This window comes from Nodularia sp. UHCC 0506, assembly GCF_034931045.1.
GTDB lineage: Bacteria > Cyanobacteriota > Cyanobacteriia > Cyanobacteriales > Nostocaceae > Nodularia.
In genome coordinates, this window is record NZ_JAYGHH010000030.1 from 24,694 (window position 1) to 48,018 (window position 23,325).

At 42.2% G+C, this 23,325-nt stretch carries 24 protein-coding genes; 15 read left to right on the plus strand and 9 right to left on the minus strand.

The genetic code is table 11. The features are described from left to right. Positions 1 to 201 precede the first annotated feature (201 nt). Positions 202 to 858, plus strand: coding sequence for a hypothetical protein (locus VB654_RS16265; RefSeq protein ID WP_323214817.1), 657 nt, complete (start codon positions 202 to 204; stop codon positions 856 to 858). Positions 859 to 918: 60 nt separating this feature from the next. Here VB654_RS16265 and VB654_RS16270 read toward each other — a convergent pair whose 3' ends face one another. The 3 genes from VB654_RS16270 to folD all read right to left on the minus strand — a co-directional run bounded on the left by VB654_RS16270 (position 919) and on the right by folD (position 3,506). Continuing rightward, positions 919 to 1,374, minus strand: coding sequence for a divergent PAP2 family protein (locus tag VB654_RS16270; RefSeq protein WP_323214818.1), 456 nt, complete (start codon positions 1,372 to 1,374; stop codon positions 919 to 921). 89 nt (positions 1,375 to 1,463) lie between these two features. Next, positions 1,464 to 2,393, minus strand: a complete 930-nt coding sequence (gene crtE / locus VB654_RS16275; protein WP_323214860.1) for a geranylgeranyl diphosphate synthase CrtE — start codon at positions 2,391 to 2,393, stop codon at positions 1,464 to 1,466. 237 nt (positions 2,394 to 2,630) lie between these two features. After that, a complete protein-coding gene (gene folD, locus VB654_RS16280) occupies positions 2,631 to 3,506 on the minus strand; it encodes a bifunctional methylenetetrahydrofolate dehydrogenase/methenyltetrahydrofolate cyclohydrolase FolD (RefSeq protein WP_323214819.1) in 876 nt (291 codons plus the stop codon). A gap of 253 nt (positions 3,507 to 3,759) precedes the next feature. Here folD and VB654_RS16285 point away from each other — a divergent pair, with 253 nt between their 5' ends. The 3 genes from VB654_RS16285 to VB654_RS16295 all read left to right on the plus strand — a co-directional run bounded on the left by VB654_RS16285 (position 3,760) and on the right by VB654_RS16295 (position 5,302). Then, positions 3,760 to 4,161, plus strand: coding sequence for a hypothetical protein (locus tag VB654_RS16285; protein ID WP_323214861.1), 402 nt, complete (start codon positions 3,760 to 3,762; stop codon positions 4,159 to 4,161). A gap of 31 nt (positions 4,162 to 4,192) precedes the next feature. Continuing rightward, complete coding sequence (locus tag VB654_RS16290) at positions 4,193 to 4,657, plus strand: NUDIX hydrolase (RefSeq protein ID WP_323214820.1); 465 nt, start codon at positions 4,193 to 4,195, stop codon at positions 4,655 to 4,657. A 321-nt stretch (positions 4,658 to 4,978) separates the two neighbouring features. Continuing rightward, entirely contained in the window at positions 4,979 to 5,302 is a 324-nt protein-coding gene (locus tag VB654_RS16295; protein ID WP_006194378.1) for a DUF1825 family protein, read from the plus strand. Positions 5,303 to 5,846: 544 nt separating this feature from the next. Here VB654_RS16295 and VB654_RS16300 read toward each other — a convergent pair. Then, a complete protein-coding gene (locus VB654_RS16300; RefSeq protein ID WP_323214863.1) occupies positions 5,847 to 7,655 on the minus strand; it encodes a transglycosylase domain-containing protein in 1,809 nt (602 codons plus the stop codon). A gap of 286 nt (positions 7,656 to 7,941) precedes the next feature. On the opposite strand from VB654_RS16300, the gene tyrS reads away from it, so the two are divergent. Genes tyrS through VB654_RS16315 form a run of 3 tightly spaced genes read left to right on the plus strand, consistent with a single transcriptional unit; the run spans position 7,942 to position 10,487 of the window. Beyond that, positions 7,942 to 9,141 (plus strand): tyrosine--tRNA ligase, encoded by a 1,200-nt coding sequence (gene tyrS / locus VB654_RS16305; protein WP_323214821.1) that lies wholly within the window; start codon positions 7,942 to 7,944, stop codon positions 9,139 to 9,141. Positions 9,142 to 9,147: 6 nt separating this feature from the next. Then, positions 9,148 to 9,864, plus strand: a complete 717-nt coding sequence (gene pyrF / locus VB654_RS16310; protein ID WP_323214822.1) for an orotidine-5'-phosphate decarboxylase — start codon at positions 9,148 to 9,150, stop codon at positions 9,862 to 9,864. Beyond that, positions 9,861 to 10,487 (plus strand): hypothetical protein, encoded by a 627-nt coding sequence (locus VB654_RS16315; RefSeq protein ID WP_323214823.1) that lies wholly within the window; start codon positions 9,861 to 9,863, stop codon positions 10,485 to 10,487. The genes pyrF and VB654_RS16315 overlap by 4 nt, the downstream gene beginning before the upstream one ends. Here the strand turns inward: VB654_RS16315 and VB654_RS16320 are convergent. Next, positions 10,484 to 10,819: a hypothetical protein gene (locus VB654_RS16320; protein WP_323214824.1), complete on the minus strand. Its 336-nt coding sequence runs from the start codon at positions 10,817 to 10,819 to the stop codon at positions 10,484 to 10,486. The two genes, VB654_RS16315 and VB654_RS16320, sit on opposite strands and share 4 nt — an antisense overlap. 258 nt (positions 10,820 to 11,077) lie before the next feature. Here VB654_RS16320 and VB654_RS16325 point away from each other — a divergent pair, with 258 nt between their 5' ends. Then, entirely contained in the window at positions 11,078 to 11,656 is a 579-nt protein-coding gene (locus VB654_RS16325) for a Uma2 family endonuclease (protein ID WP_323214825.1), read from the plus strand. Between the two features lie 181 nt (positions 11,657 to 11,837). Here VB654_RS16325 and VB654_RS16330 read toward each other — a convergent pair whose 3' ends face one another. Next, on the minus strand, positions 11,838 to 12,509 hold the full coding sequence (locus tag VB654_RS16330; RefSeq protein WP_323214826.1) for a uracil-DNA glycosylase: 672 nt from the start codon (positions 12,507 to 12,509) through the stop codon (positions 11,838 to 11,840). A 284-nt stretch (positions 12,510 to 12,793) separates the two neighbouring features. Here VB654_RS16330 and VB654_RS16335 point away from each other — a divergent pair, with 284 nt between their 5' ends. The 6 genes from VB654_RS16335 to VB654_RS16360 all read left to right on the plus strand — a co-directional run bounded on the left by VB654_RS16335 (position 12,794) and on the right by VB654_RS16360 (position 19,819). Continuing rightward, positions 12,794 to 14,362 carry a type II CAAX endopeptidase family protein gene (locus VB654_RS16335; RefSeq protein WP_323214827.1) on the plus strand — a complete coding sequence of 523 codons (1,569 nt, stop codon included), beginning with the start codon at positions 12,794 to 12,796 and terminating at the stop codon, positions 14,360 to 14,362. A gap of 719 nt (positions 14,363 to 15,081) precedes the next feature. Next, positions 15,082 to 15,357 (plus strand): TM2 domain-containing protein, encoded by a 276-nt coding sequence (locus VB654_RS16340; protein ID WP_323214829.1) that lies wholly within the window; start codon positions 15,082 to 15,084, stop codon positions 15,355 to 15,357. Between the two features lie 83 nt (positions 15,358 to 15,440). After that, positions 15,441 to 15,644 (plus strand): hypothetical protein, encoded by a 204-nt coding sequence (locus VB654_RS16345; protein ID WP_323214830.1) that lies wholly within the window; start codon positions 15,441 to 15,443, stop codon positions 15,642 to 15,644. A gap of 109 nt (positions 15,645 to 15,753) precedes the next feature. Beyond that, positions 15,754 to 18,228 (plus strand): heavy metal translocating P-type ATPase, encoded by a 2,475-nt coding sequence (locus VB654_RS16350; protein WP_323214864.1) that lies wholly within the window; start codon positions 15,754 to 15,756, stop codon positions 18,226 to 18,228. Positions 18,229 to 18,408: 180 nt separating this feature from the next. Beyond that, complete coding sequence (locus tag VB654_RS16355) at positions 18,409 to 18,852, plus strand: FHA domain-containing protein (RefSeq protein ID WP_323214832.1); 444 nt, start codon at positions 18,409 to 18,411, stop codon at positions 18,850 to 18,852. A gap of 40 nt (positions 18,853 to 18,892) precedes the next feature. Further along, positions 18,893 to 19,819, plus strand: coding sequence for a TIGR01777 family oxidoreductase (locus tag VB654_RS16360; RefSeq protein ID WP_323214834.1), 927 nt, complete (start codon positions 18,893 to 18,895; stop codon positions 19,817 to 19,819). Between the two features lie 99 nt (positions 19,820 to 19,918). Here the strand turns inward: VB654_RS16360 and VB654_RS16365 are convergent, their stop codons facing one another. The 3 genes from VB654_RS16365 to VB654_RS16375 all read right to left on the minus strand — a co-directional run bounded on the left by VB654_RS16365 (position 19,919) and on the right by VB654_RS16375 (position 21,177). After that, positions 19,919 to 20,161, minus strand: a complete 243-nt coding sequence (locus VB654_RS16365; protein ID WP_323214835.1) for a hypothetical protein — start codon at positions 20,159 to 20,161, stop codon at positions 19,919 to 19,921. Positions 20,162 to 20,315: 154 nt separating this feature from the next. Beyond that, positions 20,316 to 20,735, minus strand: coding sequence for a hypothetical protein (locus VB654_RS16370; protein ID WP_323214836.1), 420 nt, complete (start codon positions 20,733 to 20,735; stop codon positions 20,316 to 20,318). Between the two features lie 85 nt (positions 20,736 to 20,820). Further along, positions 20,821 to 21,177: a HesB/IscA family protein gene (locus VB654_RS16375; RefSeq protein WP_089093278.1), complete on the minus strand. Its 357-nt coding sequence runs from the start codon at positions 21,175 to 21,177 to the stop codon at positions 20,821 to 20,823. A 525-nt stretch (positions 21,178 to 21,702) separates the two neighbouring features. On the opposite strand from VB654_RS16375, the gene VB654_RS16380 reads away from it, so the two are divergent. Continuing rightward, on the plus strand, positions 21,703 to 23,319 hold the full coding sequence (locus VB654_RS16380; RefSeq protein WP_323214837.1) for a Nif11-like leader peptide family natural product precursor: 1,617 nt from the start codon (positions 21,703 to 21,705) through the stop codon (positions 23,317 to 23,319). Positions 23,320 to 23,325 lie beyond the last annotated feature (6 nt).

Sequence of the window (23,325 nt, forward strand, 5' to 3'; positions counted from 1 at the left end):
GCGGTATGTGCTGCGCGCACGCTTCCCTTTAGCGGTTCGTTCAACTTGAATTGGAAGCACTAAAGTGCTGACTACGAACTCTCAACACGACTGTAAGAGATAGTCAACTTCACCAGTTACGACAATTTGGGGTAGGTGAACAACCTGCCCTAAGATTAGAGAAAAAAGGCATTTTTAAATTCTTTGGAAAAAATCCAGTTTATGCATCCTAATTTTGTGCAGAAATTTGATACTTTATTTGGTGCATTAGCACTTGCATCAGCAAGTTTCATCGGTAGTATGACTTCTGTCACTGCCCAACAAAATATTCCCATTTGTCAACCTCCTCGTTCTGGGGAATATCTTTTGCTGGTAGTCAGTCCCACCGCAAATAGTCAGAAACAGTTACTTAGTGCCTTACCAAACGAAATTCAAGCTACAACTTGCCGATATCTCACTGATACAGTGACGCGGATAAGTGGGTTTAGCAGAATTGACGATGCTAATCGTTGGGCGAGATATATAGATAATATTGTTGGTTTAACTGCCATCATCACGACAAGACCGACGGCAAATAATATCACACCAGCACCAAATCAACCTCCAACAATCAGCTTTAATCCCCAAATACTAGGAGATGGTTATGCTGTATTAGTAGATTATTTTAACAAACCAGAACTGGCAAATAGCGTCCAACAAGTAGTGGGAGGTAACATAGGTTTTGCTTCCTACGGACAACGCCCTTACTTACTGGCAATTTATACGGGCAACCAACGAGAAGCATACAACACATTACAAAAGCTCAACGAACGAGGTTTTTTTGCCGTACTAGTAGATGGAAGAAAAGTAATGTTATTGCGGTCATCTGTGCGTTTATAAACTCGTACAAGTTGGAGTAAATAAACCGGAATTACGAATTACGAATTACGAATTACGCTACTAGTAAGCAGACCGAGCTAACCAATAGATGGTGACACCCAAAACCGAACCAGCTATCACCTGCACCGGTGTATGCCCCAGTAATTCTTTGAGACGGTCTTGGCTAAAGTCTGGTTTTTCGTGGAATAATTCATCAATCATTTGATTGAGAATTCGAGCCTGCTTGCCAGCCGCTTGACGAACTCCGGCTGCATCGTACATGACAATGATGGCAAAAACTGTAGCCAAAGCAAATTCAGGTGATGCCCAACCCAGACTTTGCCCTACACCAGCTGCTAGAGCTGTCACCAAAGCTGAATGGGCGCTAGGCATACCTCCAGTTGTCACTAAAACCCGCACATTCAGCTTACGATGTTTGACTACCTCAACTACAAGTTTTAATACTTGAGCAATTAAACAAGCTACCAGAGCAACCAGCAGCACCCGGTTATCTAAAATATGGCCTATGTCCTGCATGGTCTTTTGGTTCGGTTAGTAAATTTAGCAGCAATTATTTTATGAGGAAACATTTTCATGCAACCCAAAATCCCAAATCCCAAATTGACCTAGTGATTGCGACTGGTGATATAGTGAGCCAGCGCTTTGAGTGGCTGTGCCAATTTTCCAAATGTCTCTAATTCCTTACAGGCTGCTTCCACTAGCTGTTGAGCTTTGGAGCGTGATTCTTCAATTCCCCAAAGACTAGGATAGGTAACTTTTTTAGCGATGAGGTCTTTACCAGCAGTCTTACCTAATTGTTCCTGTGTAGCAGTGATATCCAGAATATCATCTATGATTTGAAATGCTAGACCAATGTTTTGAGAATAGCGAGAGAGTCGTTGCACATCTTCAGAAGATGCCCCGGCGATAACGCCCCCACAAACAACACTAGCTTCTAAAAGAGCAGCAGTTTTGTGGTTATGAATAAAATTCAGGGTTTCTAGAGAAATATCTGTTTTACCTTCTGAGTCTAAATCAACCACTTGACCGCCCACCAAGCCAGCAGCCCCCAAAGCTTTGCCAAGACGAGCTATGACTTGTAAAACTTGCTCTCTCGAAACGGTTTCTGGGGTTTGAGTGGCAACAAATTCAAAAGCATAAGCCAACAAACCATCACCAGCTAAAATAGCGATGTCTTCACCATAAATCTTGTGATTTGTCAACTTCCCACGACGATAATCATCATTATCCATCGCTGGTAGGTCGTCGTGAATTAACGACATTGTATGGATCATTTCCATCGCACAGGCTGTAGGCATGGCCATTTCAATTGTGCCGCCGATCATTTCACAAGCAGCAAGGCAGAGAATGGGGCGCAGACGCTTACCTCCAGCTAATAGTGAGTAGCGCATTGATTCATAAATCTTTTCTGGATAAATGACCGGAATAGCTTGATCCAGAGCAGTTTCACAAAGATTTTTCCGCTTTTGGAGATAGGCGGTTAGGTTAAAGTTTGCTTCCTCTTTGATTTTCTGGACGTTATCAGCTGCTACCATTCTTAAAATTCCTTCAATTTTAGGCTGTTGGCTGTTTATCTTATCCGTCACAATTTTAAGATGCTGTGGCGCGAAAAAAGTCAAACAAATTTAGATTTTGGATTTAGGATCTAGGGGTGTGAAAATTTTCGATTGATTCCACAGATAAATCTGGTGACTTGTACCATTAAGGCAATATTGGTCATGAGTGAGGAGTCAGGAATTAAAAATTGAGAATTCATAACTCATAACTTACAACTACTTCGCTTTTTGCAAATAGCTGGCAACTGTATTTTGCAATAAAATAGCAACTGTCATCGGACCAACACCACCAGGAACTGGAGTGATATATTCCGCTACAGCAGCAGTTGATTCCCAGTCAACATCTCCGACTAAGCGACTTTTGCCACTGGCATCTGTTACACGATTCATCCCCACATCTATCACAACGGAGCCTGATTTTACCATCTCGCCAGTAATTAATCCTGGCCGACCGACAGCCGCAATAATCAGATCAGCATTCTTCGTGATAGTACCAAGGTCTAGCGATCGCGAGTGAGCAATGGTAACAGTCGCATCAGCTGCCAATAACATCAAGGCCATTGGTTTGCCTACTAAAATACTGCGTCCCACCACCACGGCGTGTTTTCCCTGCAAAGGAATTTCGTATTCCTGTAATAGTCGCATCACACCAGCTGGCGTACAACTGCGTAAACCAGGTTCTCCCCGCACTAACCGCCCCAAGTTCACTGGATGTAGTCCATCAGCATCTTTGTCTGGGTCAATTTTATTCAGCAGGGCGACAGCATCCAAGTGACTCGGTAAAGGCAACTGCACGAGAATACCATCTACACGCTCATCTTGATTGAGTGCAGCAATTACTTCCTCAAGTTCCCCTTGGGTGGTTTCTGTGGGAAAATGCTTGCCAAAAGAAGCAATACCGACTTTAGCGCAAGCGCGTTCTTTATTACGGACATAAGCGGCTGAGGCTGGGTTATCCCCCACCATTAATACAGCTAAACCAGGCGATCGCCCAAATTTTGCTTGTGTTTGGGTAGTCATAGCTGAAAGTTCTTGATGAATTTTTTCAGCTAAAGCTTTACCATCGAGAAGTTTGGCAGTTTTTGTTTCCATTAAAATCCCTACAGGACTGCCTTTAGTCCATATTTCAGTCTTTTGCAGCCCAGCCAACAGACTTTTGCCTATTGACTATGAAGGCGTTGCTGCTTAGTGCCTTAGCGTCTTTCCACATAAGACTATACTCATATTATTTATCTTCTCAGATAAACTGCCTCATCTGAACAGCGAAAGAATGAAATATAAAGGGTAATGGGGAATGAAGAATGGGGAAGCATCCACCTTAAATTTACACAAAGGAACTAACCTCATGGAACCAACAACAAGATTTCACCTTTGCCGTATGATGCCTTATCGTCGGGGAATTGCTTTATTACTTGTAGCTGGACTTTGTAGTTGCAGTTCTTTGAGAACACCAAGCTTAAAAGCCGGTAACTTCAGCATTGGTAGTAATGTCACTCTAATTCAGGATATTAAACCAGAGACAGACCAGGAGGCCACAGTTTATGTCCAAGGGAAGGTAGAAAAGCAAGTTCCCTTAATTAAGCAGTGGGCATATCAAATTAATGACTCCACTGGTAAAATTTGGGTGATTACGAACCAACCCAATCTGAAAGAAGGAGAGCAAGTGGTAATTAAGGGTAAAATTCGCTACAAGAGTATCCCCTTAGCTGACCAAGAATTTGGAGAAGTTTATATAGAGGAAAGTTAAAAATTTTAGGATAAATCACTAGTATAAATTAATGAATGATCAACCAGTTCATGTAGCGATCGCAATTCTTCACCAAAAAGACAAGTTTCTCATGCAACTGCGAGATAATATCCCTGGTATTCTTTACCCTGGTTACTGGGGACTATTCGGTGGACATCTCGAACCTGGTGAAACACCAGATATAGCAGTCCAGCGAGAAGTTATCGAGGAAATTGGCTACAAGCTACCATCATTTATAGAATTCGGTTGTTATGCAGATGGTACTGTTGTTCGTCATGTCTTTCACGCACCACTCCTAGTCAAATTAGATCAACTAGTTTTAAACGAAGGCTGGGATATGAAATTATTAACACCTGAAGATATTCGCCAAGGTAACTGTTATTCACCAATTGCCGATGAAATCCGACCTTTAGGCACTATACATCAGCGCATCATGTTGGATTTCATTAATATTAGAGAACTCCACAAAAAAGTTGATCCAAATTTCTGCAACTAAAATGACCTTTCCTCCCCCTGCTCCCCGCTCCCTGCCCCCCTGCTCTCAAAACGACGGGATATTTTTTTATTTGGAAGTCTCTTAGTCATTGGTTATTAGTCATTGGTCATTGGGAAGTCACAATCTTTTCCCCCCTACCCCTGCATCCTGCACCCCTCTGCCTCTTCCCCTCATTTCCCACACAGTCAAGTGTTGAAATTCCGGTACAAAACCGTACTTAAACCGAAACTTGTTCCTGAGATGAATTCCCTAGACTAATATAGTGAGAGAGGCAAAAATATTAAGCTGCTGAGTCTCAATACTCAGTTGAATATAAGTAAAATGGGATTCTTTGACTCTGATATAGTTCAGCAAGAAGCAAAACAGCTGTTTGAAGATTATCAAGCACTAATCAACCTTGGCAACAACTACGGCAAGTTTGATCGCGAGGGCAAAAAGCTGTTTATTGAGCAAATGGAAGCTATGATGGATCGCTATCGCGTCTTTATGAAGCGATTCGAGCTATCAGAAGATTTTATGGCGCAGATGACTGTGCAGCAACTCAAGACTCAGCTAAACCAATTTGGTGTGACTCCGCAACAAATGTTTGAGCAAATGAATCTTACCCTACAGCGAATGAAAACCGAACTAGAAAAACAGCAATAGTTAGGGTTTGCTGTTCGCGTAGCGTGCCGTTAGGCATAAAAGTTATTTGTGAGAATAGGGAACAGAGAACAGTTTCAGCTATCTGTCATCCCCAAATTTTCTGATTTATTCAACCCAAAGTTCACACTTTTGATGGTACATCCTTCAAAAACCTTGCACATACTTTCGGGTTTATCAGCCTCAAACCTTTGATTTATCTGGGTTTTACATTTATTCACCAAACCCTAGTTAATCTGAAGGGTTAATTGGTTTAAGCATTGCCAGCAATGGATAGTTGATTTTAAGGCGTGTCGCGGAAAGAGAAAACCTAAAAAGTAATTTTTAGAATCACTGCTCTGTTAGGGCGGTGAGAATGTCAATTTATGTATAGCGGTTTTCAGATGAATGAGAACAGTGTTAATCACTTGAAATCATTGATGTAGGGGCAGGTATGGCTACGCCACGCAAGCTATGACAGATATGCTCAATTACCAATAATAATTTTCATTAACCCGCCCCTACTGGCTTTATACTAAGTATTCAGAAAATCCCCAACCCCTACTTATTATGGTTTGGGGCGCTTAAATTGAGAGGGTGGCTTAAAGTTTTCCGAAGGTACACCTTTGAGGGCTTGCTGCATAAAATCTTTCCAAATGGGAGCCACCATACCCCCACCTGTTGCACCTCTAGATAATGGTCTGTTATCGTCTCTACCTACCCAGACAGCAGTTGTTAACTGTGGCACAGTCCCAACATACCAAATATCTCTTTCAGATGAAGTTGTACCTGTCTTACCAGCACTGGGACGGCCAATATCTGCTGCCTTCCCAGTACCAGAAGTAACTACCGAACGCATCACATCGATAGTTGCTGCTGATGCCCATTGATCCAGAACTAACTGGGGTTTGGGTGTATTATCTAACAAGATATTGCCACTGCTATCAGTAACACGCGCCATAACTGTTGCTGGCGATTGCCAGCCATAATTAGCAAAGGTAGCGTAAGCACTAGCTAATTCTAAAGGTGTAATGCCTATAGCTCCCAAAGGCAAAGAAGTCACAGGAGCCATCGGACTCATGATTCCCAATGTCCGAGAGGTTTCTACGACTTTATTCATCCCGATAGCCATACCCACTTTAATTACTGGAATATTGCGAGACTGGGCTAGGGCGGTGCGAACTGTTATTGAGCCTTGAAAACCACCGTCGTAGTTCCTCGGACTATACCAATTGCTACCATCTCGATAACGAACTGGTGTATCTTGTAATATCGTATCTGGTGTATATTTACCAGTAGCGAAAGCAGCATAATATACTAATGGTTTAAAGGCGGAACCTGGTTGACGCTGGGCTTGCGTTGCCCGATTAAATTCACTAGCTCTAGAATCTACACCACCTACTAAGGCCTTGACAAAATGGGTGCGGGGGTCGATGGCTACCAGTGCAATTTCATTACCACGTAAACCTCGACCATTCAATGTTTTACTCCACTTGCTGACAGTTTTTTCCGCCATCATTTGGAAGTCAGCATCAATAGTAGTTTGCACACGCATTCCACCTTTAATCAGCGCCTCACGCCCAAATTTTTGCACTAATTCTTGAGATACAGTATTGGTTACATAAGGTAAGGCACTACCTTGGAAGGAGCGGATACGACCAAATTTAAGTTCTTGCTTCAGAGCATCATCATATTCTTGTTGACTAATCCAGTTCAATTCCAGCATCCGCCCCAAAACTTCCCTTTGTTTGCGTCTTGCCAGTTCCATATTCGCAAAGGGACTGAATTCTTCTGGTGCTTGGATTAAACCCGCCATCATTGCTGACTCAGCCAGGTTTAAATTTACGGCGGACTTGTCGAAGTAAGTGCGTGCTGCTGTTTGTACACCATAGTTATTATGACCCCAATAAACTTGATTGAGGTACAGTTCTAAAATTTGGTCTTTGCTGAGAATTTGCTCTAACCGAATTGCCAGTACTCCTTCAGCTAACTTGCGAGTAAAGGCACGTCTTTGAGATAAAAACAAATTTTTCACCAGCTGCATGGTGATGGTAGAACCACCTTCTCGCACCCTACCAGCTGCCAAGTTTACAATCAAAGCCCGTCCGACACCACTAGGATTGATACCGTGATGATCATAAAAATGACTATCTTCACTGGCTAGTACTGCCCGCTTCAGATTTGGGGAAATTCTATCTAATGCCATGACTTCTCGGTTGGCTTCACCGTGAAGACTTGTTAACAGTTTGCCATTAATGTCATAAATGTAAGTTGTTTCTGATGGCACAAAGTTACGCAATTGTCTGACATCTGGTAAGTTACGAAAACTAATAGCCAGACCAACCAGGCCTCCGGCTACAATAGAGCTTGTCAGCATGATTATTGATAACAGAGTACCGCCAGTGATTTGGCCTACTCCTTTCAAAAACTCAAAACCTGATGAAGCCTGACGTTGTGGTTGCTTATTTGTAAAAGTCCTAGAAGACGACACGGCGTTCTTACTTCCTCACTGGTAAATATAACTGTAATTCATTGAATGAAGCTTGGCGGTTAATTTTTGCAATTATATTAATTTGGTAGATTAAAGTACTGACAAATTGCCTGTGAATATAACCAACCCAACTTTTAGAGTAAAAAGCGTAGTTAATAGCGAATCTCTTAGTATGACGCAAAATTTTTCTTGGTTACATCGTGGAATAGTAGAAATTTTTCCCCAACCAACTGATGCTGATAGTGAAAGTGAAAGTTTAGAGAAGCGTTTGTTAACTACGAACCGACCTTTAAGGATCAAATTGGGAATTGACCCCACAGGATCTGATATTCATCTTGGTCATAGCATACCAGTACGCAAACTGCGAGCGTTTCAAGATGCGGGTCATACAGCAGTTCTAATTATTGGTGATTTTACAGCTCGTATTGGCGATCCTACAGGTAAATCTGAGGTACGTCGTCAGCTGACAGAGGCAGATGTGGCACAAAATGCTCAAACTTATCTTGACCAAGTGCGCCCTATTTTAGATTTTGACACACCAGGCAGGTTGGAGGTGCGTTATAACTCCGAATGGCTTTCCCAGATGAATTTAGGGAAAATTCTTGAGTTACTTTCTACGATGACGGTGGGGCAGATGTTGGCTAAAGAGGGATTTGCTGAACGTTATAAACAAGAGAATCCAATTTTTATCCATGAGTTCCTCTATCCATTGATGCAGGGCTATGATTCAGTGGCTATTGAGGCAGATGTGGAATTAGGGGGAACTGATCAAAAATTTAACATTGCGGTGGGACGAGATTTGCAACGCCATTTTGGACAAAAGCCCCAGTTTGGCTTGCTGTTACCGATTTTAATAGGTACGGATGGTGTGCAAAAAATGTCTAAATCCTTAAGTAATTATGTTGGTCTGTCAGAACATCCTGCCCAAAAATATCAGAAGTTACAAGGTGTTCCTGATAATTTGCTGTCACAGTATTTTGAACTGTTGACGGATTTACCTTTGGAAAAATTGCCAGAAAATCCCCGCGATCGCCAAATGCTTTTAGCTTATGAAGTTGTGAGACAATACAACGGTGAAATTGCCGCTAATGAAGCCAAGGATGCTGCCAAAAGCGGCGGGAAGGAAGGCGCGGTTCCCGAATTTTCTCTGGCTGGGGTGTCAGAATTTCCTGTAAAGTTAGCGTATCTTCTCAATGTCACTGGTTTATGCAAAAGTACTGGAGAGGGTAAACGAAAAATTCAAGAAGGTGGAGTGCGTCTAGATGGCGATCGCATCACTGATGTTGATACCAGTTTTGAGCAGCCTAGTCAATTACACGGGCGCGTGCTACAAGTTGGTAAAAATAAGTTTGTCCGACTTGTAAAGAACTAATAACCAATGACTAATGACCAAATAATTGTGCCTTTGGATGTACCAGATTTACAAAGTGCGATCGCTCTTGTAGATCAATTGCCGCAAGTAAATTTCTGGAAAGTGGGTTTAGAATTATTTACTAGTTCTGGCTCCACAATCCTGGAAGTTTTAAAATCCCGGCAAAAACGGATATTTTTAGATTTGAAGTTTCACGATATTCCCAATACTGTAGCTGGGGCTTGTCGTAGTGCTGCTAGTTACGGAGTGGATTTACTCACAATTCACGCCACGGCTGGCAGAGATGCCCTGAAAGCGGCAACTGAGGCTGTACAGGTGGGGGCAATGCAAGCAGGTGTCAAACCACCGCAATTAATTGCCATTACCCTGCTGACGAGTATTTCTTCTAGGCAACTAGCGTTTGATTTGAAAGTTCCTCTGGAATTACCAGAATATGCTTTAGAAATGGCATTGATGGCGCAGGAATGCGGAGTAAATGGGGCTGTTTGCTCACCCCAGGAGGTTACACAGTTACGCCAAACTTGTGAAAATGACTTTTTGCTGGTTTGTCCAGGTGTGCGCCCAACTTGGGCAGATAAGGGAGATCAAAAGCGATCGCTTACACCCTCCCAAGCTATCAAAGCTGGTGCAGATTACCTCGTAATTGGTCGTCCGATTACTGCGGCTGCTGAACCTGAGTTAGCCTGGAATAAAATTGTTGAGGAGTTAACGGCAGTGGGATGAAGGCAAAAGTCAAAAAGAAAAATTATGGCTTATGGCTTTTAGCTTTCGCCGTGTGGCTAGTAGCGGCAGATAGCATGAATAACTCAGCATTTGCCAATACACCTGTTTTCCTAACTCAGAGTCAAGCCGTTCACAATGGGCTGAATTCTATTTGTTCTGAACAAAGTTTAGAAAAATTAACTACTCAGCTATTGCAGGATTTACCAAGTTATGCAAATCGCGCCACTCAACGCGCCCGCCGTCTCCGTCGCAGCAGTGATGTTTACAGTTATATGCTGGTGGCAGGAAAACCAGAGTTTCAGCCCCTACCCATTAACACCGGTGGGTATAACGCCGATGGGCAGAAAAATACAGCAACAGGAGTTGAGCAAGTTTTCTTTACGACTTTAGAACGGCAGTATATAGCTGGTAAAATTGTTGAATCGCAGCAATTTCACTGGTTGTTATTGACAAAAACTAACAGTGGCTGGCGTTTGGTAATGATGTTTACCCAAATTGGTAGTGATTCTCAACCAGTAGTATCGCCCCCCAGGGATAGTAGTAAGGGTGTAATTGCCCAAGCCGTGAAAGCTTGGTTGCGTGATTGTCAAGCCGGCAGTGTGCGGCTGCGTTCTGGAATTTAATAACCGCCACTATCACAACTACTACCGCCATCATAACTACCACTATCGCAACTACTGCTGCTACCATAGCCACCACTATCGCGATTACTGCTGCTGCTATAGCCACTACTGTCGTTACTACTGCTGTCGCCATAACCACTGCTGCTACTAGAGTTATAGCTACCATAATCGTGTACGTATGAGCTACTCCAAACACTGTTATTGTGATGAGAAATTGCTCGATAACGATGACGTTTTTTCTTTTTAGCAGATGAGGCAGAATTCAGATAAAGATATATCGCGCCGAGCAAAATTCCCCACACACATACAAACAATATAATTAAGTTCCACATATTTTCTCTCCTGTGCTAACCGATTCCCCGTATTAAGTAAGTAGGCGAGAATAAATCAAAGTACATTAAGTAATGTAAAAATATTGAGATTGTTTCGTAGTGAGGGCTACAGCCCTCAAATAAGGACTAAAGTCCTTACTACAAACATTGAATTATTCCTGCTGCTCTACTTAACTACAGTTCTTACAATCGCTATTCCAGATTTCATCATCTGGCTAAATTGAAGCCAGTCTGAAACCATCACAGTTTTTCAGGATAATGGTAGCTATTCCTCAACAACCCCTAAAAATGACCGTCCAGGAATATCTGACATGGGAACCCCAACAAGATATTCGCTATGAATATGTCAACGGCAAAATTTTTGCCATGACAGGTGGGACAATTCCGCACAATGATATTGCTCTTAATCTTTATACTGCTTTACGCCCTCATCTCCACTCTAAAGGCTGTCGAGTGAATGTGTCAGATGTGAAGGTGCAAGTCACTCCCAACAGTCCTTACTATTATCCTGATTTAATTGTTAGTTGTGATCCTCAAGACCTGAAAGCTCACAAATTTATTCAATATCCTCAAATAATTGTCGAAGTTCTTTCCCCAGGAACTAGCGCCAGAGATAGAGGGGAAAAATTATCTGATTATTTGAAAATGCCTACTTTACAAGAGTATCTTATGATTGACTCTGAAAAAATTTCGGTTGAGCGTTACTCACGGGGAGAAGGTAGAATGTGGCTTTATTATCCCTACATACCCGGTGACATTATTACTTTATCAAGTATTGATTTTGAGTGTCCTATTGAACTACTCTATGAAAATGTTGTATTTGCAACTGAAGAATAACTCAAACAGAGTTTTTGTTTTAATCGGTCTTCTGTCTGTATTTTTTAAATAGGTGAGAACAGTGTTACTCGCTCAAAGCCTTGATGTAGGGGCGGGTTTATTAAAATTCATATCTGTTATAGCTTGCGTGGCGTAGCTATACCCGCCCCTCCTTGGTTTCTACTCAGCACTCAGCAATTTGCTATAGGATTTCGTCCAACTTGGCACGCACGGCTTGGATATCTTGCCACATCAACCATTTAGGCTTACCAACTTCCTTAGAAGGGTTACGTAACAAGTAAGAGGGGTGAAAAATTGCCATACATAAACGCCCTTCCCACTCCAACCACTGACCGCGAATTTTCGTAATTCCCCGCTTATCGCCAGTGATGCCTTTAACCGCAGTTGCACCTGTGAGTAAAATAATTTTCGGGTCAACAAGGCGAATTTGTTCTAATAAGTAGGGTACGCAAGCCGCAATTTCATCAGGATTGGGCGCTCGGTTGTTTGGTGGACGACATTTGTTAATATTGGCAATATATACATCTTGTTCGGTAGTCAGATTTACAGATGCTAATATTTTCTCTAGCAACTGTCCTGATCTCCCTACAAATGGTAAGCCGGTTTCATCTTCGTTTTGACCGGGTGCTTCTCCGATAAGCATAATTGGTGCTTGGAGATGACCACGCCCAACTACAGCATGAGTTCGATTGTCTCCCAAGCCACAACGGTGGCACTGATTACAATCCTGTGCCAATTCGATCATATTGGGGTAAGTACCGGGTGTAATGGGAATTTTGGCGCTTGTGGGGATTAAATTGCGTGGGTTCGAGTTGGAGTTATCGAAGAGGCTAAGTTGAATGTCGCTGCTCATGAAAACCAAAATTTTAGGGTTAGCACCAAATGGCGCTATTGCTCACTGAGTCATGATATTACCATTGTATTGATGCCATTGGCGATCGCGACACTGTACCCTCAAGCCTACGGCATTGTTTCCCACCAAAAAGCATGGCCAATTGTGACCTTGGCATATTTTGATTTCCCCTCAATCACCAGTCACAAACGCAAAATATTAATATATTGATCAACCTTCGGCATTTTCTTGCGATAATTTCCAAAGGGTACGCGTTACTCTGGTGAATTTTTCAAGGGGAACAGATGACGATTAAGCGGTTAATTTTATTTTTTGTCCTAACACCGATAGCAATCCTGTTGTCAGTTTCGTCTTTATTTGGTACTTTGCAGGAACCACAGTTTCAAAGTCGTCTGGAACTGTACCAAACTAATATTGCTCTACAAGCCCAAGCTTGGCAGGCAGAAGATAGTAATGACGAAAATTTATCAGCAATTAAAGCCGCTATTCTGGGAGAGAAACCCCTAGAAAATGCTACAAGGCAATATCAACAGGTACGTCAGTCAGTTCAAACTAATTTAGACAAAGCTCAAAAACAACTGGCTCAATCTCAAGCTCTTCCTTTACCCCCTAAACCTTTACCAGATGCGCCTCCTGACACTAAGGTTTCTCCTCAAGAAAAGCAGGGAAAGTTACAGAAATCTCTCCAGCAGCTACAAAAATTACAGGCTGACTTAGATTTACGTCTAGGCATTTTACAAGCAAAGCAAGAAAAAACCGATACAGCGATCAAAATTTGGCATGAATTACAGCAAAGCGCTGAAATTGATCCAGAATTTCGGGAAACTGCGGCTGTGCTGAGTGGAATATGGAGTAACCCTCCGCGACTCTTACCTGATGCTCAACAGCTGATTAACAAAAATTTAGATGGCTGGTTTCGCTATACTTCTTTAATTCAACTTTACCAAATCCAGCAACGCCAAGCAGCTTTCTTAGAGGTTCAAGCCGAACAACAGGAAGCTGCTACTCAAGCTGTGGTGAAATTAGCTCTCATTGGCACAATTCCCACTGTGACAGCATTAACTGGTCTAATTTTATTGCTTTTCTTAATTGGTCAGCGTTTAATCAAGGGTAAAGCGGCTTTACTGGCTCAAAATGCTGATTTGCCTTGGTCAACGCCTTGGGGTGGAGAAACGATTCTACAGGTTTTTGTGGTGGGCTTTTTCTTTATGGGGCAACTGTTTGTACCTGTTTTGGTCATGCTACTTCCCATTCCGCGCCCCATTGTGAATGTCCGATTTCAGGCTTTATCTGTTTTAGTTAGTTACATCATGGTGGCTTCAGGGGCGCTGTTGGTGCTTTATTTATCCCTCAAGCGTTATTTTCCGTTACCAGAAAACTGGTTTCGCTTCCGGTTGCAGGATCGCTGGATTTTGTGGGGATTTGGCGGTTATTGCGCTGCTTTACCGATAGTAGTAGTAGTGTCGTTGATTAATCAACAATTATGGCAAGGTCAGGGTGGTAGTAATCCCTTGTTACAGTTGGCACTGCAAAGCCAAGATACTGTGGCGCTGGGGCTATTTTTCTTTACTGCGGCCATCGCTGCCCCCATTTTTGAAGAATTGCTGTTTCGTGGTTTTTTACTGCCCTCTCTGACTCGTTATGTACCTGTTTGGGGCGCAATTATTTTGAGTAGTTTGTTGTTTGCGATCGCTCACCTGAGTTTGTCAGAAATCCTGCCCCTGACAGCATTAGGGATTGTTTTAGGTGTGGTTTACACGCGATCGCGCAACCTCTTGGCTCCGATGCTACTTCATAGTCTCTGGAATAGCGGCACTCTACTCAGTTTATTTGTCTTGGGTAGTGGTAATTAATAAAACGTCATAACACGGTTGTTAATCTGCAAACTATTTGATTACATTTGCATATATAAATGTTATGTTGAGCATAAAAATTCTGCTAACAAATATAAGTTCAGCAATACTGTTAACTCAATTACAAAATGTTTAGCTAAACATCGAGTATTATTTAGGTAGCTTCAGCAATCGCTGAAAAATATATAGCCTTTTTTATGTATTTTTAGTAAGAATTATCGGGTTGCAGATTCCATTTATACTCCGGACAATTTCCCTCGATTTGTGAACTAATGCTGAACTTGTAAAATTTGTTTCCTAACTAATGAGGAAATGCATCTACAAATCATACAAGTAATTTTCATGACAGCAAAGCACAAAGTGGTGTAAAGCCCTGGGCTATAGCTGCGCTTAAAGCGGTACTGAGGATCAAGCCAGTAGGGGTGGGTTGATTAAAATTATTATTGGTAATTTAGCATATCTGTCATAACTGGCGTGGCATAGCCATACCCGCCCCGACATCAAGGCTTTGAGCTATCAAGAAATACAGAGAAATAATTCCTCTGTATGAGATTGTCAATTTTGCTTTTAAAGTATACAAACTGCTTTACCTATAGGTATTGGGGCGAAATTCTACTAACAAAAAATTCAAAATATATTTACGAAACAAATATATTTGACAATTTTGGTTTTCACTAGAATGAAAATTTTATAAACATTTCTCCAGGAGTAAAGCTAATATGTCTAATCTAAATTCTAGTCAACCCACCAAACAACTAATTGCTGGTTACTGCGGGATAATTTTTGGAGGAATTGGAGCGCATAAATTTATTCTAGGGTATGCCCCCGAAGGTTTTATCATGCTGGTGATCGCTTTAGTTGGAGGTTTTTTTACTTACGGTATTAGTTTGTTAATTATGCAGCTTGTCGGTTTAATTGAAGGCATGATCTACTTGAACAAGTCCCCAGAAGAGTTTGTTAATACCTACTTTGTAAATAAGCAGGGCTGGTTCTAAAAATTTCTCTATCATCTGTAGTTTGCTATTTCTCTGGCTATGCCACGCCAGATATCAGTACCGATAAGGGTGCAAAGCTTTATATGTTAACAATTAAACAAAAATATCTCATCTGGGCAATGTTGCTGCTGATGGGTATGGGCTACTTCAGCGTCATGTCTAATTTAGACATCAACTATTTTGCAAAAAGTCTGATTGCGATCGCTCCCATACAGGTAGTATCTGTGATTTACATCACTTATTTGAGGTGGAGTCGTAGGAAAAATCCGCGAAAGGCCATAAATTAATAAAATTAATATCTTCGACGTTCTGTCATATTTCCGAATTTCGCCTACGCTCAAAATAGAGACGCTTTGATTGAGGCGTTGAAGTTTCGTAGTGAACCCCACACTTGTCATGCAATTTGCCCCGAAAACTCAGCTTACTCCAGAACCAGCCCCGACTTCTGAGAAAATTATTCTAGATGTTGGGGGGATGAAATGTGCTGGATGTGTAAGCGCTGTAGAGCGACAGCTAACGCAATATCCAGGAGTTAAAAGTGCCTGTGTCAATCTGGCTACTGAGGTAGCAGTAGTAGAAACAGAAACTGGTGATCACGAAGCAGGGCGTAGCCCGGTAGATCCAGATGCACTAGCACAGCAACTGACATCAGCTGGATTTCCTTCTCAACCACGTCAATCTAGCGAAAAAGTATCAGGCAAATCCAACCTGCAAGATTCAGAAGAACGAAAACGCCAAGAAATGCGTTCTTCATTTGGGCAGTTAATTATTGCGGGGATACTGCTAGTGTTGTCGGGAATTGGACATTTTGGCAGCATGGGTGGTCAAAGACTGCCACTCTTGAATAACATTTGGTTTCATTGTGGATTGGCAACAGTTGCAATACTAATTCCCGGTCGCCCAATATTAATAGATGGTTGGCGGGGATGGCGAAGAAATGCCCCTAATATGAATACCCTCGTAGGATTGGGAACCCTGACAGCCTATACTGCGAGTTTAATAGCATTACTATTTCCCCAAATGGGTTGGGAATGTTTCTTTGATGAACCAGTGATGATGCTGGGTTTTATTCTTCTGGGTAGGACTTTAGAGCAACAAGCTAGAGGTCGAGCTTCTGCCGCTTTTAGGGAATTATTAGCACTTCAACCACAAATAGCCCGATTGATTCCTAACCCAGACCCAGAAAAATTAGGGTTGGGATCAAATATTGTAGAGATTCCTGCCGAAAAGGTACGCGTTGGTGAATGGTTGCAGGTACTACCAGGGGATAAAATTCCCGTTGATGGTGAGGTGCGCTTTGGACAAACCACAGTAAATGAGTCCATGTTAACTGGGGAAGCAGTACCAGTTATTAAACAGCCAGGAGATTTGGTAGCCGCAGGAACCCTGAATCAGTCAGGCGCGATCGCTATCATCGCAACTCGTACTGGTAGCGATACAACTTTGGCACAAATCGTGACTTTAGTAGAAACTGCCCAAACCCGGAAAGCCCCAGTCCAAAAATTAGCCGATACAGTCGCTGGTTACTTTACCTATGGTGTCTTGACGGCTTCTGTGTTGACATTTGTTTTTTGGTTCTTTTTCGGCACTCATATCTGGACTGATGTGAATGTGTCTGGGGGCATGGATATGATGAGTCATGGACTATTTTCTAGTCCAGAGGTGATGGATGGCGTTGCTAATCATTCCCATTCGGCTACGCTCACGGCAAGCCCCCTGCTTACGAGCTTAAAACTGGCGATCGCCGTTATGGTTGTGGCTTGTCCCTGTGCTTTAGGACTGGCTACACCCACAGCAATACTTGTCGGAACAGCCATCGGTGCTGAACGGGGTCTGTTAATCAAAGGTGGTGATGTCTTGGAAAGAGTACACCAGTTAGATACAGTTGTATTTGATAAAACAGGCACTTTGACTACAGGTAATCCCACAGTTACTGACTGTCTACCTTTTGAGGAATGGGATAATCATCAACCTGGCTCTCTTTTGCAACTAGCAGCAGCTGTAGAAAGTGGCACTTACCACCCCTTAGCCAAAGCCATTAAACAAGCAGCGCAAGAGCAAAAACTATTAATTCCTGATGCTGTAGACTTTCACACAGAACCTGGTTTGGGTGTATCTGCCATTGTCGAAGGTCTGTTAGTACTTCTGGGTAACTGGGACTGGTTGAGTAAACATGGAGTTTTGGCCAATGACGCTGCACAACAAATGGCTCAACATCTGGCAGAAGATGGTAAAACGGTGGTTGGCGTAGCAGTTGAGGGAAATTTAGCCGGACTCATTGCTGTTCAAGATACCCTCAGACCGGATGCTAAAACTACAGTTAACCAATTACGTCAGATGGGTTTACGGGTCATGCTGCTTAGTGGCGATAGATTAGAAGCATCTCACGCTATAGCTAAACAATTAGGAATAGATAGCGCTGATGTTATGGCTGGTGTTCTCCCAGCTAAAAAAGCAGATGTAATCAAATCTCTCCAGCTACCAGGAATATCAGAATCACCCTCCGTCGTGGCAATGGTTGGCGATGGGATTAATGATGCTCCGGCTTTATCACAAGCGGATGTGGGCATTGCTTTATATTCTGGAACGGATGTGGCAATGGAAACTGCCGAAATTGTCCTGATGCGCGATCGCATAAATGATGTTGTAGCATCAATTCAACTCAGTCGTGCCACCTTCAACAAAATTCGCCAAAATTTATTCTGGGCATTTGCGTATAACACTATCGGCATTCCTTTAGCAGCAGGCGTATTGTTACCAAATTTTGGTTTTGTCCTCAGTCCTTCTGGGGCGGCGGCATTAATGGCTTTTAGTTCTGTGAGTGTTGTTAGCAACTCTATTTTATTGAGGAAACTAGCTGATCGCCTTTGAAAATCGCTATTGAAAACAATCAATATTGTCAATTAAATGCTGTTTTTCTCGATCTCACGCTACACTTAAGTATCGATACTTAAGTGTAGCCAAAACCTGTTACAGTTCTTGCTGGAGCAACAGTAGCGCTAAGAGAGTAGAATGTCTAGACTTTAAACGATAATTAGCCACGATTTATCAATGGTAACTGAAACTAATGAAAGCCACCTACTGATTATTGAGGATGATCAAGGCCGCAAGGAGTTTTCTCTGGAAAATACGATCTACTCTTTGGGCAGAGACCGAGATTGTAATATTCGTTTAATGTCTCAGTTTGTCTCTCGTCGTCATGCCACATTAGTCAGAATGCAAAGAGGAGATAGTAATGGTTATGGTAGTTATTATTATCGAATTGTAGATGGCGATGCCAAAGGAAAGCCTAGTGCCAACGGTTTGATTATTAATGGACGTAAAATGCCAGTTCACAATCTCAAAAACGAAGATGAGATTGTTTTTGGTCCTCAAGTACGTGCTATTTATTATTTATTACAAAACACTCAGCTATCCAGACAAACGGATGAAGTTGAGTATGATATTACACTTATAAATCCCGGTATGAATGAAGATGAAGATATAGAAGATTAACCAAGTTAAAATAGGGGTTTGGTTGAGGTGCATTTGTGTGATGAAAGTAGCCATTACTGGAGCAACAGGATTTGTCGGTAGTCGTCTAGTTGAAAGACTACACAATGAGGGTCATAGAATATTAGTGCTAACCCGTAACACTACCTCGGCTCAAAAAGTTTTTCCACCAGAGGCTTTTCCTCATCTGGAAATTTTGGCCTATACACCCACCGTATCTGGTTCTTGGCAAGATGCGATTGCAGGTTGTGATGGTGTAGTTAATCTCGCCGGAGAACCCATTGCGGAGGAGCGCTGGACACCAGAACAAAAGCAGAAAATCCTCAATAGTCGCCAGCTAGGTACACAGAAAATAGTGGACGCAATAGCTAAAGCTAATCCTAAACCCTCTGTGTTAGTTAATGCCTCAGCTGTTGGCTACTACGGAACCAGCGAAATAACTACCTTTGATGAAACGAGTCCATCAGGTCGTGATTTTCTAGCTCAAGTCTGTCAAGCCTGGGAAGCAGAAGCACAAAAAGTTAAAGATGCTGGTGTGCGTCTTGTAATTTTGCGTTTGGGTATTGTTCTGGGGAATGGTGGTGCTTTAGGCAAAATGATTACACCTTTCAAACTTTTTGCAGGTGGGCCCCTTGGTAGTGGTCGGCAGTGGCTATCATGGATTCACTTAGATGACTTAGTAAATCTGATTTTAAAAGCTTTAACAAACCCAGAAATGACAGGTATATATAATGCCACTGCGCCTAATCCTGTACGGATGACAGAATTAAGCCAAACTTTGGGACAAGTCATGCAACGTCCTTCATGGCTACCTGTTCCTGGGTTTGCCCTCGAAGCGCTCTTAGGAGATGGCGCGATGGTAGTTTTAGAAGGTCAACAAGTCATGCCTAAACGTACATTAGAGGCAGGTTTTGAGTATGAATACCCTAATTTGCAGCCAGCGTTGTCACAAATTCTAGGAAAGTGCTGAGTGGGGAAAGTGCTGAGTGCTGAGTATGAACCGGGTTATTTCCAGCGTCTCAAGCCATCACTCAAAATAATGCCCAAATCTTCTTGGTGGTTGTTATATTCAGTCAGCTTGAAATTGGCGAGAAACCCAACTGACTAAACCGCTTAGAAGAGCGCCACCCATTAAAATGCCAATTGCGGGGTTAAATACAGGTAGCCAAAGTTGATGCCACAAATCTAATCCTAAGTTGACTCCCGCAGCATCACCAATGGCCGCGATCGCTAACCAGATAAAGCCAAATAAAACTAAGAATACATCAGCAACTAGAACTAGGTTTAGCCAGTTTAATAATTTTTCTTTCATCAGGGAATGGCAGTAAGGAGTAGGTGATAATTTATAGCTTTTGAGTAGACTAGTACAGAACGGCTAAAAAAGTTCAAAATTCTCAAATCCAGCCTTTTGATTTTTGACTTTTGACTTTTGACTTCCGCGTAGCGGTACTAGTCTCTCACCTTAACTATTCAAATAGCCAGGTTTTGACTTTTACCAAACTTTGCCAATCTGGTTTTCGGTTTAAACCATCGGCAATGCTATCTTTAATGTCTTTTTCCCATTCTTCGTTCACAAAAATCAACTGTTTTGCCAATTCAATATGTTCTCGCAAACCTTTTTGACCTGTTTCCAGCATGGACATAGCCAAGTTAATTCTGGCTTGCGGGTCTTGTGGATTTAACCTCACTGCTTTCTGTGCGGCTTTGTAAGCCAAATTGGGTTTGTTTTCTAGCAAATACAACCAAGATAAACAAATCCAAGCTGAACTTGTTTTAGGGGCGCGATCGCACACTTCTTTAAATACAGGTATTAAAGTTGCTGGTGCTTCACCAGCTTTATAGCGTTCCAAACCTGTATCAAACAGGAATTCAACTGTTTGAGCCATAGCAAATCAGTTAATAGTTATATAGTCACAGTTAGTAGTCAGTCATCAATAGTAATTAACAACTGACGACCGACCACTGATCATATTACACTCCAAACGACTTGCCGCAACCACAGGTTTGGGCTGCATTGGGGTTAGTGAATTGGAAACCACCGCCAATCATGGCATCGCTATAATCGAGCATTAGACCATAAAGGTATAATAAGCTTTTGCCATCGCAAACAATTTTGAAGCCATCGTAATCGAAAACTTCATCCTGTGGGGTGATCTTGCTGGTGTCCTCAAAGTCCATCATGTAAGACATTCCCGAACAACCACCTTGACGAACTCCTACTCGTAAGCATAATTCGTTGCCTTGCTTTTGTTGCAAGGATTTCACCTGGAGCAAAGCTGATTGGCTCAGTTGAATTCCACGTTGTTGCGACTGAGTTACTTGTGTCATTTTGCTATTTTAACTCCTTAAGTGGTCTAACTATTAACTGGGCGAGGTTTTTATGATCCTTGGTTCACCCTGTTTGTTTTTGCTTTCATTCTAGCGATATTGAGATTGTTAGTTGCCAAATTGTAAAGACTCCGTTAAAAGCAACCAAAACTTTTTATTCTAGAATTGAGGGATTCAGTCTGTTTAGGGATTTGGTATTTTTGGAGTTTAAGCCTTGTAGCAATCACCAGTTGCAAGCACTCTTCAGGTGTAGCCAGAAAAATTTTACCCAAGGCTAGTACCGTTGTGAAGTCAAAAATCAAAAATCAAAAGTCAAAAGCCGATTCTATAGGCTGTTCATTGATTTGAGATAATTGTGTGATTTACGCCATGCTGTACTAGTTATAGCAACTGTCAAGGAGGTTAGGAAATTGTTGATTGATTGCTGAAAGCCTTGAGATAACTTGGGTTCTACTCAGCACTCAGCACTTTGCTATATTCCTCATAGTTTACTGCCAAATTGCTTCTTTTTGATTAATCTACTTTATGACAAGTTTTAATCGCTCTACCAGTCGTCGGTTGAAGACATTAACTCAAATTCCTTCTGTATGGGAGGGCGATCGCCGTCCAATGTCAACGTCACCCACCCAGGATGCAGATTCCCAGGGTGAATGTATTCTTTGGGTAGATGGTTCACAGGGTGTCGTCCGTGGAATGGATGTGGTATCTCCGGAAACAGGCCCAGAAGCAATTGTCCGTACTTTGATGCGTGCAATGGAGCATCCCCATAGTCCTGGTAAACCCGCCAGACCCCAAAAAATTGTAGTTAAAGACCGAGAAATTCAGTTTTACCTGCGCGGTGTCCTGCAAGATTTGGATATTGCTATTGATTACGTTCCAGAATTACCCTTAATTGATGAACTTTTTCGTGGGTTTACAGAAATTCTGGAGAACCAAGTTCCTAATTTACCTCCCCAGTATGCACAAGCATTGCATAATAAAGCTTTAACTCTTTGGCAGTCTGCTCCTTGGGAATTCTTAGAAGAACAGCAAATCTTATCCATAGAGATTAATAGCTGGGATGTAGGTACACTCTACGCATCGATCATGGGGATGCTAGGCATGGAGTATGGCATTTTATTGTATCGCTCTGAAGATTCTCTCAAGCAGTTTCGAGCCGCAGTTTTGCAAGATGATGAATTACAAGAACGTTTAGAAGAAGCTTTCCTGAAACAAGATTGTCTGTTTCTGACTTTTGAAAGTGAAGATGAGGATGAAATCGACGAGGATGAAGATTTGGCCGATCTGCCGATATCCAAAATTGAACCAACTTTCGGTAATATTCATCCCTTAGAAGGATTACGTTCTGTTTTGTATGAAGAAGAGTCCCTTGCTGTCTTTGTGGCCTTAGAAAGCCTCAGCCGTTTTATCCGCGATTACCAAAGCCAGTTGGATAATGATACTTTTCCTAGCCTGAGTCGTAGCTATCCCATTTCTCTACCTAAATCAGAGTCAGAATCAATTAAATCTTTGTCTGTGACTGTCTCCACTATGCCGCAGTTAGCAGCAGAATTAGAGGAAATGGCAGGTTTTGATCTAGAAGAAGAAGAGGAAGATTTACTTGATTTTTCTTCCTTGCGGGATGATTTGATCCCAGAAGATTCCTTTCTCAGTTTGGGAGTAATATCTTGGGAAATGCTGGAGTCCTTGCGTCAAGGAGTTCAAACTCATCAAGGGTCGGAAATAGCAAAAGTGGGTGACGGCTTCCCGGTAATTTTAATTCAAACCTCCCGACCCAAGGCTAAAACTGTAATTGAGAGTATTGGCGCAGCAGGTGGTCTCAAAGCAATTTGCTTTAATCCAGGTGCAGATCCTTTTGATGGCGATCGCTATGATTTGGGTTTGTTGCAAACTGAAGATAATGAGTTGTTCTTGTTCGGTGAATTTTTAGATGATGATCCAACTCATATAGAAGCACGCAAAAAATGGAATCAGCGCTGTAAAAATACTAAAGGCTACTGTGGCTTGATTATTGCCAAAGGACTAACAGGGGCTTCTCGTGGTAATCCCCAATTGCGAGATATGATGGCTTTGTTTGAGACGCGATCGCTTTCTCCTCAAGATTTAGGTCTCGGCACTCTCCAACTCATGCCGCAAGTTTAATCCAAA